Annotated in this window: 12 protein-coding genes; 2 read left to right on the top strand and 10 right to left on the bottom strand. The window is 43.2% G+C overall.

From position 1 onward, the window contains the following. The first annotated feature begins 91 nt into the window (after window positions 1–91). Window positions 92–526 (top strand): MarR family transcriptional regulator, encoded by a 435-nt coding sequence (locus MHI27_RS14695; RefSeq protein WP_339271643.1) that lies wholly within the window; start codon window positions 92–94, stop codon window positions 524–526. A gap of 85 nt (window positions 527–611) precedes the next feature. On the opposite strand, the gene MHI27_RS14690 is transcribed toward MHI27_RS14695, so the two are convergent. The 10 genes from MHI27_RS14690 to MHI27_RS14645 all read right to left on the bottom strand — a co-directional run bounded on the left by MHI27_RS14690 (window position 612) and on the right by MHI27_RS14645 (window position 10,432). Further along, window positions 612–1,148, bottom strand: coding sequence for a hypothetical protein (locus MHI27_RS14690; protein WP_405176594.1), 537 nt, complete (start codon window positions 1,146–1,148; stop codon window positions 612–614). Window positions 1,149–1,299: 151 nt separating this feature from the next. Beyond that, on the bottom strand, window positions 1,300–1,641 hold the full coding sequence (locus tag MHI27_RS14685; RefSeq protein ID WP_076299006.1) for a DUF1801 domain-containing protein: 342 nt from the start codon (window positions 1,639–1,641) through the stop codon (window positions 1,300–1,302). A 50-nt stretch (window positions 1,642–1,691) separates the two neighbouring features. Next, window positions 1,692–2,954 (bottom strand): RNA polymerase sigma factor, encoded by a 1,263-nt coding sequence (locus tag MHI27_RS14680; RefSeq protein ID WP_405176593.1) that lies wholly within the window; start codon window positions 2,952–2,954, stop codon window positions 1,692–1,694. Then, on the bottom strand, window positions 2,951–3,385 hold the full coding sequence (locus tag MHI27_RS14675) for a YciI family protein (RefSeq protein ID WP_405176592.1): 435 nt from the start codon (window positions 3,383–3,385) through the stop codon (window positions 2,951–2,953). Before MHI27_RS14675 ends, MHI27_RS14680 begins: the two co-directional genes overlap by 4 nt. A 19-nt stretch (window positions 3,386–3,404) precedes the next feature. Then, window positions 3,405–4,214: an alpha/beta fold hydrolase gene (locus MHI27_RS14670; protein ID WP_405176591.1), complete on the bottom strand. Its 810-nt coding sequence runs from the start codon at window positions 4,212–4,214 to the stop codon at window positions 3,405–3,407. 233 nt (window positions 4,215–4,447) lie between these two features. Further along, entirely contained in the window at window positions 4,448–8,347 is a 3,900-nt protein-coding gene (locus tag MHI27_RS14665; protein WP_405176590.1) for a discoidin domain-containing protein, read from the bottom strand. Window positions 8,348–8,622: 275 nt separating this feature from the next. Then, window positions 8,623–8,973, bottom strand: coding sequence for a multidrug efflux SMR transporter (locus MHI27_RS14660; RefSeq protein WP_042188045.1), 351 nt, complete (start codon window positions 8,971–8,973; stop codon window positions 8,623–8,625). 17 nt (window positions 8,974–8,990) lie between these two features. Then, complete coding sequence (locus tag MHI27_RS14655; RefSeq protein ID WP_341145221.1) at window positions 8,991–9,317, bottom strand: multidrug efflux SMR transporter; 327 nt, start codon at window positions 9,315–9,317, stop codon at window positions 8,991–8,993. Between the two features lie 13 nt (window positions 9,318–9,330). After that, complete coding sequence (locus tag MHI27_RS14650) at window positions 9,331–9,864, bottom strand: TetR/AcrR family transcriptional regulator (protein WP_405176589.1); 534 nt, start codon at window positions 9,862–9,864, stop codon at window positions 9,331–9,333. A 91-nt stretch (window positions 9,865–9,955) separates the two neighbouring features. After that, the gene (locus MHI27_RS14645; protein WP_405176588.1) at window positions 9,956–10,432 is read right to left on the bottom strand and encodes a GNAT family N-acetyltransferase; all 477 of its coding nucleotides are present in this window, start codon (window positions 10,430–10,432) and stop codon (window positions 9,956–9,958) included. Window positions 10,433–10,557: 125 nt separating this feature from the next. On the opposite strand from MHI27_RS14645, the gene MHI27_RS14640 reads away from it, so the two are divergent. Then, the gene (locus tag MHI27_RS14640) at window positions 10,558–12,225 is read left to right on the top strand and encodes a ribonuclease J (RefSeq protein ID WP_405176587.1); all 1,668 of its coding nucleotides are present in this window, start codon (window positions 10,558–10,560) and stop codon (window positions 12,223–12,225) included. The last annotated feature ends 6 nt before the right edge of the window (window positions 12,226–12,231 follow it).

Below are 12,231 nucleotides of genomic sequence, written 5' to 3'. Positions count from 1 at the left end.
CAAGATATAAATATTTTAAAAGGAGGGCTCTCTTTTGTCAAGAGATCGACACAATCAAGTGAAAAATCAGCAAGAAGACTTCACCTTGCGTATGCGGGGCCTAGGAAGTCGAACGATACTATATCAGCAAAATGTGGCAGCATCACTTGGGTTATATAATAATGATTATCTATCCATAGATATCCTCCATGAAAGAGGTCCCATCACCGCTGGTGAACTGTCCAAACTAACCGGACTGGCTACAGGCAGTGTTACGGCATTAATTGATCGACTTGAAAATAACGGTTTTGTTCGCAGACAAAATGACCCCAGTGACCGTCGTAAGGTAATTATTGTCCCTTTGTATGAAAATAATGAGGTCGGGAATGCCTACCTTCCCCTGCATGCCGAGATGCTTAAATTAGCTTCCACCTACTCGGATGAAGAACTTGAACTTATTACACAATTTGTTGGCAAAGCAAGTGCGGTTCTGGAAGAGCAAATTCATCGTCTAAGCTCCGCAACAAACAATAATTCTTCCTCTTAAGCCTTAATTATTCATCAAAAAAGGACGATACCCATTGTCTAATTACAATGGGTATTGTCCTTTTTTTTCTCACATTATTCGAATGTTACTTCGTATCTATGGAAATAGACAGCTTTCCATTGGATTCAATTAAAGAAATTTTGGCATTATCCGTCTGCCATACCCTACGAAAGTTTGTACCTTCGCCTTCTTTTTCTATATCTGCTGTGTTACCTTCACTCTTAGTCGTAAGCTCTCCAAGCTGTTGCGTTATCTCTTGCGTTAATTTTTCCTTGGTAGCTTCTTCAAAATGAACCGTCTCTCCAATCACTTTTCCAGTGTGATCATAGGAGACCTGAAGATTTGCTTCGTGATTCACAATCTTCTCGTTATATTCGCGGGATAAAAGAGTAGAATTCGTACCTTCATTTCGATTAGGTGCGCCTTTGCCGAGAGCTTGGACAACTTGAGCATCCTCTTTTCCAATCAAAGTGGCAAGTTCCTCAAGGCTAAATCTTTCTTCAGCTCCACTTGGCACAACCGTTGGAGGTGGTAGCTGGGATTTATCTGCTACTGGTCTTGAGCATGCACTAAGTGCAAGGACCGTAAGCAGTAGCAAACAAGTTTGTTTTAATATCTTCATGGGTTTCATTCCCTTCATTGCTAGCTCATGATGTATTTTTCACAATTTATTGAATGATTATGTATTGCTGGAGCCAAATTCGTCCAAAAAAGACGATATCCCATGAAGTCAAATGACTTTGAGATACCGTCCTACATCATGAATCTTGTAATTAAAGGGAAGCTGATGATTGGCTGACCCAAGCCACTAATTGAGCCGTATCCACTGTATCCCCTTTTCGTAGTTTCAGTGTTTTTCTCTCCGGAGGGCCCTCGAACATTCCTTCTGGAAACTCAAGCTCATTCGTATTAAAAATAACAAAGCTTACCGCATCTTTTGAAGTTGAAATAGCTGCTGCGTACTTACCATTTTTCAAAAAATGAGGCTTCTTATACTGAATTCGTTCCTGTACATCTGGGATTGCTTGGTGAATAGCCTCTCGAAGATTTGTAGATAACTCCACCTGCCATGGTTCTTTTAATGCTTCAATAAAATCGATGACTTCTTGATTCATATTTTATCTCTCCTTTATGTACGTACCGGTTTAAAATACTATTGATTTAACTACGATGTTCCTAAGTTACACGCTTCCGCCCGATTCAGCAAAAGAATCCTTTCACGTTCATTCTCGGTTAAGGATGCGGCACGTTCAAACTCTGTACGCGCCTCACCATATCGCCCCAGCTTCAGTAGAAGATCACCACGAACGCTGGGCAGCAGATGATAATCCCTCATGGATGGTTCAGTATTCAGCTCATCCACAATTTGCAGTCCAAAGGTTGGGCCAAACGCCATGGATATGGCGACCGCTCGGTTTAATTCGACGATCGGCGAAGGCATGACTCTCGAGAGCGCTTCGTACAGTGCAGAAATACGGATCCAGTCTGTCTCTGCTGCAGTAGACGCCTGTGCATGACAAGCAGAAATTGCAGCCTGAAGCGAGTAAGGTCCGGGCGGACGTCCAAGCTTTCGGCTACGCTCTAATGCAGTCAGGCCACGGCGGATCAGTAATTGATCCCACTGTGTCCGGTTTTGATCCATAAGTAGAATAGGCTCCCCTTTGCTATTAACCCTCGTCCTAAAACGCGAGGATTGAATCTCCATAAGGGCGACCAGTCCATGAACCTCAGGTTCATAAGGGGCAATCTCAGCTAGTACCCGTCCTAACCTCAGTGCCTCCTGACATAACAGCGGACGGATCCAATCCACTCCAGAGGTTGCAGAATATCCTTCATTAAACATAAGGTAAAGGACTTCAAGCACCGTAGACAAACGGTCTTTAAGCTCTTCTTGAACGGGTACCTCAAAAGGAACCTTGTTAGCACTTAGGGTTCTCTTCGCCCGAACAATTCGCTGAGCAATCGTTGATTCGGCGACTAGAAAAGAACGTGCGATTTCATCTGTCGTCAATCCACATAACAGTCGAAGGGTCAGGGCTACTCTGGCATCTTGTGACAACACCGGATGACAGGTCATAAAGATCAGACGAAGGAGATCGTCACTGATCTCCTCATCTAACGCATCATCTATATCTACCTCAGTGTATAAATCCATGCTATGTGCAACCTCTACGTATTTCTGATCTCGAAGCTTGGTCCTGCGAATAAGATCAATCGCACGCCGTTTCGCGGTGGTCATCAGCCAAGCACCTGGATGATCTGGAATCCCCGTCTCTGGCCATCGATTAAGGGCAATTACTAATGCGTCCTGAGCAAGATCTTCTGCGAGACCTACGTCCCGTACCATGCGCGTTAAACCCGCAATGATTTTTGCCGATTCCATTCGCCATATTGTATCAATCGTTCGATGCGTATGGGAGAAACTCACGTTTGCTTCTGCTTCTCAACCTGTTTACGAAGTGCTGCTTCTTTCGCCAATGTTTCGGGATCGTCCATTAATTCCTCCGGCTCGAATACCTGCCTTAACTCAATCTCTCCTTGGCCAAATCCATGAGGGTCCGGCATACGTAAAGCCCATTCAATGGCTTCTTCTCTTGATTTGACCTCAATCAGCGTATATCCAGCGATCATTTCTTTAGCTTCTGTAAACGGACCATCCATAACTTTCGGTTTGCCGCCAGCTTCCGGATATGAAATTCGAATACCACTGGAACTCGGTTGCAATCCATCGCCTGCCAGCAACACACCTGCTTTCACCAATTCCTCATTATACTTCTGCATAGCATCAATCAGTTCTTGACTAGGCATAATTCCCGCCTCTGAATCTGTGGTAGCTTTAACAATCATCATAAATCTCATAGGTGTATCCCTCCTATTTTTAATTTCCCATAAAGAATGCAGTAAGCTCAGTTGAAATGATCCTTGTATTGAGTTTCTTCGTATGACCGAGCCCCTTTTTACTTAACAGTTTCGCATTAGGTAGTACTTTAGCAATTGCCTGAGCACCATGCCGTAAGCCAACAGGACTTTCCGTACCTTCGAGGACCAGCGTTGGAATGGTAACTGTGCTCCACAAGGTGGCAGGAAGCGGCTTTCCGTCCATATACCCATCCAATAAAACAGCATCATAGGGAAGAGTGTGCGCTACAGCCATTAGGTTAGACCATACACTTGGCATTAAGCGCATTAATTTAACAACAAACGCAGGTGCTCCCATACCTTTAGTCATAAAATACTTAATTGCCTCAGATCGGCGATTTGTAGCAATAAGCTCAGTAACATTCATTACGAAATCTAGAGGCGGTTTAGGATCCGAAGCATCGACAACAAATGGAGGCTCATGCAGAGCTAATTTTGTAATATTTGCTCCATCCTCTGCTGCCTGTAGAGCAAGAACTGCTCCAGAAGACAATCCCCAGACATATGCCGATCCTCCGGCCGCATTAATTATAGCCTGCAGATCTTCGATCTCACGAGCTATTGCGTATGGCTGAGTGTCTCCGCTATCGCCACGACCTCGTCGATCGTAATTGAAGACTGTGAAATTCTCAGACAACAGATCAGCTAGCTGTACCTGACTTGGGAATTTTCGGTAACTAAATGCACCTGTCACTAATATAAGTGCTGGCCCTTGACCCATTTTGTCATAGGCAATCTTAGTTCCATCCATTGAAGTTACTAAATGCATTTCATCTCTCCTTCGCTTTAACGTCTGATATCCGGACTTCTATTTAAACGACGAACGGAAGATGATGAAATCGACACATTCCTAAAAATTTATTTCTTATGAGATAAATACTATATCCTACCATTTATTTCTTGCTCATCAAGTCAATATCCTTCTCCGAAGTTTTAAATTTTCACTATCCACAATATAAAAAAAGGGAAAAGTTCCGAAGAACTCCTCCCTCACACTATCGCTTAATGAATCGTCAGATTAAAACCGCTCTGAATATAATTCAGGTTGGGGTTAGCGATATTCGTAGTCGTCAGGTTGTTAAACGTTGCTGAACCATTGCCTGTGTAAGTATAGATTGCCGAACCCTGATGTGGCCCAGAGAAACGTGAAGTAGTAATACCATCAAGCCCAGTACCATTAATATTGATGTTGTTAAACACGATATTCTCAAATCCACCACCATAACCGAACTGGATTGCATCGCGTTGTGTATTGATGATATCGATGTTGGTAAAGGTGACGTTCTTGATGGCATCATTCGATGCCTCTAAATCGATGGCTCCACGTTCTCCACCATACAGATCTTTACTGGTACCACTTGTGATAATCGTAGTATCTGAGAAAACAATGCCCGCATTATTCTGGAAATGGTAACCAGGGAAAACGGTGTTCATACGAATACCAGAACCACCTACAGTGTCGATGATGTAGTTGTGATCTGCCTTATGACCGCCGCCTCCAAAGAATGCTATGGCTGCAGCACGCCAGTTATTCTCAATCGTGTTGTAGGAGAATGTGTTATTTACACCCGCCGGAGCACCATTGGTGTTACTAGTCCATACTGCAAGACCATCGTCACCGTTATTTCTTACGTTGGTGTTTCGAACAATCGAATTGCTAGTGCCTTGGGAGTAGTTGATACCATCGGCAAGATTGTTCCGAATCCGGCTGTTTTCAACCACAAGCCCACTGGCATAAATAGCAGGTGTATGAGCATAGTCGCCTACCCACATGCCACATTCAAAATGTTCTACCCAGACATCATGGATAATTGAATTAGTACCAAAGTTATCCATAAATCCTTTATAAATTGCATTTTGTCCATAACGGGATCGCAAATTCGAATTCATGTAAACATTACTAAAGTCTAGCTTGCCGCTAATACGGAGTGAAATACCGCCTCCCGCCGCATTAGGATTAGTAAACTGGAGGTTCGTATGCCAGATTCCAGCACCCGTCACCGTAAAGTTGTTAATCATATTGCTGGCAGAGCCAATTTCCCACATGCTGCTAAGATTAAATGTTCCGGCAGGAATATACATGCTCTTACCACCTGCAACAGCTGCATTCACCGTTGCTTTAAAAGCTGCAAGGTCATCCTGACCATCATTTGCTACAGCACCATAATCTGTCACTGACACGGAGTTCGCCGGACGAGCGACTGCAGTAGGAACGGGTTCGATTTCGAGGAAATCAACACCATATTCCAAGCTATCTCCATTGTTCTTCTGAATACGGATGATATCTCCAGGCTGGAGAGGAGTATCCAATTTCCAGTGGACTTCGTCAAATCGGAAGAGCGGACGCCCAGCACTAGGAGTATCACCAGGCATATCGCCCGAAAAATACTGCCAGCTGTAGTAGGATGTCAACGATACCGTTTTGACTTTTACTCCATTCACATACACGTCAAGTGAACCATTCAGTCCCATACCATCCGAAGAGTCAGGCATAGTAAATCTCATAGTTACACCCGCGCCGCCTTGTCCTTGTCTGACTGTCCATCCCACGTTCGAGCCGTTTGAAGGAAGCGCTACATAACGCTGACCAGATGCTTCTGAAGCAATTAGTGCTTGATCAAACGTAGGTGCTGATTTCAACGTAGCTCCACCACCGAGAGTAGCATCTTCGGTATCATACCGACTATAAGGCATGCTTGCACCACGTAGAGCATAGACCACCAGATTAGTTGTGCTTATATTGTTTGATTGCTTCGCTGTTACCTCATTAGCATCCACTTCAACAGTAGTGGTTACAGTGTAATTACCGTTGACTGCTGTCCATGTCCCTGGAATCGTGACGTTAACGGAAGCTCCAGCAGCAAGGGTCCCGGAATAGGATCCATTAAATGTTTGAATCGTGGTACCCGCTGAGTTTTTAAGAGCTACAGTAACACCATGAGAACCGCTTGCAGAAGCAATGGTTCCTTGATTCTTGAGATTTACGGTAAAAGCTACTGTACTATTAGCCACTGGATTACTTGGTGTCCAGGTAGTCACACCAACTAAGTCAGAGCTGGAGACTGGAGCGATAACAAGAGATGCCCCGTTCGTATAGCTGTTATTCCCTTCGTTCTGCTCGATAATCACATTGTTCTCATCTACTTTAGCGCTGAGAGCATAGGTCGCAGCGGTTTTGGCTCCAGCGTTTAATGTCATTGAGGCTGTTGTTGATGCGCCTGCAGTTAATAAACCTACTGGAGCAGATCCAACGAGCTCATTGTTTAAGTAAAAGTTGACAGTGGTTGCTGCGGAGCTAGCATTACCGTTGTTCTTAACAACTGCATTTAATGTAATTGCACTTGTCTCGACAGGAGTAGTAGGTGACCAGGACATACCCGTTATCATTAGATCAGGGTTCGCCCCTGGTGTACCGAATACTTGAAACTCCGCGATTTGCCCAGCAGGGGCACCAGAGTTCGAAGTGATATTCAACTGCAGACGTTTAACCGTTGCCGTAACCGGGATGGTTACTGTGTTGCCCGAAGCTGGATTAAACGTATACGATTGAGCCGATACCAAATTACCGAAGGTAGTCGTGTCTTGATTGTGACCGAGCACCTGAATCGTTTGTGTGCGAGTACTCCATGCAGAGGCTGGATTCAGCTTCAAAACGATTGACGTAATGTTGTGGTTCGCCCCTAAGTCGAGGGTGAGCGAACTTGGATTGCTGCCACCTTCCCAGTACGTGCTTGTGTCATTATCGTTCGCATTTGTTGCTACGAACGTTTGTGTACTGGAAGAAGCGGTAATCGTCTTGCCGACAGCAATATTGCTACCCGGTGCAGGTGTTGGGGTGACCGTCGGTGTTGGCGTTGGGGTTGGTGTTACCGTCGGTGTTGCTGTTGGTGTTGGTGTTGGTGTAGGTGTTGGTGTAGGAGTTGGCGTTGGTGTAGGTGTGACCGTTGGCGTTGGTGTTGAGGTAGGGGTTATTGTTGTCGACGCTACAGTGATTTGGTCAAGGTTAACATTGCCAGAATCACCAGCATCATATTTATATGCGATGGTGTTGTTACCCGCATTTAGATTAAGAACTTCTACTTTAGTGCTCCATGAATCCCAATTTGGTAAGTTAGATAATGAGGTCTGGCCAATTTTAGCACCATTGACATAGACACTTATTGTCTTTGCACTGCCACTTGCATTAGCGTATTTCAATGTCACTTCACGACTACCTGCTGCTGGCACGTTAACCGTGAATGTCGTTGTTGCACCTTGTGTCAAATATCCATCCACGAAGCCCGCGCCGGAGTAACCGGCATGATCCGTGTTCACTTTAGCTCCTCCAGACAGTGAAGCAGATTCAGCTTCATAAGTGCCAGAAGGCGATGGAGTTGGAGTAGGACCACTAGCGCCATAAATCTCGAATTCAGAGAGCTGAGCTGCCGGCCAACCTGTGTTGCTCGTTACATTCAGACGAACATAACGCGTACTGGTTGAGGCAAAGTCGATGGTAACACTGTTCCCTGCCACTGATGGATTGAATTCATAATTCGCAGACCCTACAATATTCGTGAATGTCGAACCGTTTGTGCTACCTTGAACAGCCAATGTTTGCGTCCGCGTCTCCCAACCAGAAGGAAGCTTTAGAACGATTTGATCAATATTCGTATTTGCACCTAAATCGACTTGAATCCATTGCGGGAATGCATTATTCGTACTTTCCCAATACGTGCTTTGATTACTGTCTTTAACATTTTCAGGACTATAAGTTTGTGATTGACCGCTCGCAGTTACATTTTTGCCGAGTGTCAGGTTTGGTCCTCCGGAGGCTGAAACAAAATTAAGTGGGCCCGCAGCCAAGAATAAACTTGAAATCAGCATGGATACTAACAGCGACCATATAACATACTTGTTACGCATTTTAATTTTAATCCTCCTTAAATATGTTAGATTCTCAAAAATTCACGAACCTATCAGAGTGCTCAAATGGTAGCGTTTTCAATAGAGATCATCCAGAGCACATTAAAAAGAACCACACCCTCCCTTCACTTTCAGACACACTCATTATAGATAAATAGTAGCTCAAACTATAAGATGTAATTCTACGGAAAAGGTAAGTGATACCATTATCGCGAAACTATGCGATTTATGGAATCTATGACATCCGTTTAAAAATAAAAAAAGAGCCTGATTTATCAGGCCCGTACTTTGTCTTCACCTTTGGCAGGAGAGTTTAATAATACCACTCCTCCTACTATTAATACTATTCCGGCAAAAGTAAGAATACCAAATGGATCTCCCCACACGACAATACCCACAATTGCAGTTAGAACAGTACCTACACCCGACCAAATCGCATAAGCTAAGCTTAACGGTAATTCTCTAAGGCTTATGGATAAACTATAAAAAGCAATAATAAAACCAATAATAACCCCTATAGAAGGTAGTAATTGCGTGAATCCTTCTGACATTTTCAACATAGTAGTCCCTACGACTTCGCTAGCAATTGCTATACTTAGAGCAATATATCCTACATTTCTTTTCATGCTGCAGCCTCCAAATTCTAATGAGCCCCACCTGAGAGCTTCATAATGATTACACCACCAATGATAAGTAGAAGACCTAGTAATTTCTTACGATTAAAATTCTCCTTATAAATAACTACGCCAATTATAGCTGTCAAAGCTGTGCCTACCCCTGACCAAATCGCATAAGCTGTACCTAATGGAATTGTTTTTAGCGCTAAAGAAAGACTATAAAATGCTAAGCCCATACCAAGGATCACGCCAATGGATGGGAATACCCTTTTAAACCCGTTAGACACTTTTAGCATTGAACTGCCAAATACCTCACAGATGATCGCTGTTGCAAGTAATATATATGAATTCAAAGATAACCTCTCCTTACTTCGTCATATTTATCAATTCTTGAATGACTTTCGTGCGTAATTCATCATCTAACACACCTAATCCGAACATTTCGGAATACCATAAACCATCTGCTGCCAACCTAATGATAGTGGAGCGTACAGGATCAATGCCATCGTTCTCTATGTTTTGTTGCCACGTTGCATATTGACTTTGAAATTTGTTAAGAATATCTGGATTTGTGAAAAGAGCAGCAAGAAGCGCGGTACCAATCTCTTTTCCCTCTTTAATATCATCATCCATGGCTTCAGTAATAGCACGACTCCACTTCCCTTTTTCAACCATTTCGCTCATTGCTCTATCTTGAACATTGGTAAAAAAATGGTTCGTTAGATCTTCGACCATCCCTATGATCAAAGCTTCTTTATTTGGAAAATGGTGCAGTAGCCCACCCTTACTGACCCCGGCTTCTTTAGCCACAGCTTCAAGCGTAAGCTTCTCTACTCCATTATTTTTAACAACTGTGGAAGCAGCCAATAAAATAGTTTTACGTTTAGAATTACTGTTCACATTAATCACCTCTGTTATTTACTATACCGTCTGGACGGTTTTGTTGTCAAATAAAAAATAAGCCTGCTAATCCAGGCTTACTAAACCATAATTAAATTAACTCTTTAATATACCAAGCATCACATGCAAAATGCTCTGAGCCAGCTAAAGGGGCATCTAAAAGTTCGAAGCCGTTTTTCATATAAAAACGGTTAGCTGCATGCATGTTCTGTAATGTCTCCAAATAACATTTATTGTAATGAAGCTTGGCAAAATTCAGCGCCGTATTTAGGAGTTCAGAAGCTATCCCATTACCTCTAACGGACGGAGATAAGTACATTTTTTGCAACTCACATATGTCGCCCTCATTGCCGAAAGGCGCAATGCCACACCCGCCCAATATATTTCCATCTTCTTCTACAACCCAATAGGCCTGATTATCGCTTTGATTGTAGTACTCATATAAATGATGCAGGCTGTCATCTTCCCACGCAAGCCCTGCCCTATTCCCGCCAAACTCAATCAGACAGCTCCTAATAATCTGTTCAATCGCACGATTATCGTTCTTATATATTCTTCTGATGTTCATGATCAATCTGTCCCCTAACTTTTGAATATCAATCTATTGTTATACTATTATACCACCTCAATGAAAGGATAATTATAAGGGATTTCATACATAATATAGGTGAATTTATAAAAGGAGGGACTTTAATGAAAGTGGCAGCTAAGCAGCTCTGGATTGCAGCATTAGGCGGTGTGAATGAAATTGGTAAGAATATGTATTTCCTGCAATATGCTGATGATATTATTGTCATTGATTGCGGTTCTAAATTTCCGGACGAAAGTCTACTGGGGATTGACCTCATTATTCCTGATGTTACGTATTTATTAAGCAATCTTGATAAGATTCGAGCATTAGTAGTTACACATGGACATGAGGATCATATTGGAGGAATTCCGTATCTACTCAAACAATTAAATCTTCCGATCTACGCATCTCGGTTAACCTTAGGTCTAATTGAAAATAAACTGAGGGAACACGGAATATTACGTCAGACCAAGCTTCATGTCATTGATTCTGAGTCTACTTTACAGCTAGGAGCGATTACTACAACGTTCTTTAATACCAATCATAGTATTCCGGATTGCCTTGGTGTTGTATTCGATACCCCAGAAGGGACCGTAGTTCATACAGGGGACTTCAAATTTGACATGACCCCTGTTAATAAGCAGTATCCCGATATACATAAAATGGCTGACATCGGGAAGAATGGTGTAAAGTTCCTGCTCTCAGAGAGTACCAATGCAGAACGCCCAGGCTTCACCCCCTCTGAAAAACTCGTTGGCGCTCATATAGAAGAAGCATTCATGAAAGCTAACCGTAGAATTTTTATCTCTACCTTTGCTTCAAATGTACACCGTCTACAACAGATCATTGAAGCTGCTCGTTTAACCGATCGTAGATTAACCTTACTTGGCAGAAGTATGGTTAATGTTGTTCGAGTAGCCCAGGAACTCGGGTACTTGAGCATTCCAGTTAACATGCTGATCGAGCCTACAGAAGCTGCCAAACTCCCTCCAGAGCAAGTAACTGTATTATGTACAGGCAGTCAAGGAGAGCCCATGGCTGCGTTATCGCGACTGGCTAACGCAAGTCATAGGCAGATGGAAATCCAGGCAGGAGACACCGTTTTGATAGCAGCTAATCCCATTCCCGGGAATGAACGCAATGTATCTAGAATCGTCGATAATTTATACGTGCTTGGCGCTAAAGTCATCTATGGATCACGCAGCGAGCTTCATGTATCTGGGCATGCAAGCCAAGAAGAGCTTAAGTTAATGTTAACCTTGATGAAACCTGAATATTTCATACCGATTCATGGTGAATACCGTATGCTACATCATCACAGCTTATTAGCAGAGGCAGTTGGTGTTAACCTCAATAATATCTTTATTCTAAAAAATGGAGATATCGTCGAGTCATCATCGGGTGTCGTCCGTCAATCTGGCCGAGTGGCAGCTGGACAAACCCTAGTGGATGGCCTTGGGATTGGAGATATTGGTAATGTCGTTCTTCGCGATCGTCGCCAGCTGTCAGCAGACGGTATTTTGATTACAGTGATTACATTAAGCCAAGAAGATGGACGTTTATTAAACGAGCCGGATACCATATCTAGAGGATTCATCTATGTCCGTAACTCAGAAACTTTAATGGAGGAGATCAACAAGCTTGTAACCTCCACCCTTCAAAAGATGAGTGAGGCTGACCTAGGCGAGTGGAATATCATCAAGCAGACCATCAAGGAGACCCTAAGTAGATTCCTGTACGAAAAAACGAAACGACGTCCAATGATTCTCCCCATCATTATTGAGGTGTAGCAAAAA

This window comes from Paenibacillus sp. FSL H8-0261 (assembly GCF_045040645.1).
Taxonomy (GTDB): Bacteria; Bacillota; Bacilli; order Paenibacillales; family Paenibacillaceae; genus Paenibacillus_AQ.
Note: the sequence above shows the minus strand (reverse complement) of the source record. Positions and strands in the feature narration are given on the sequence as shown.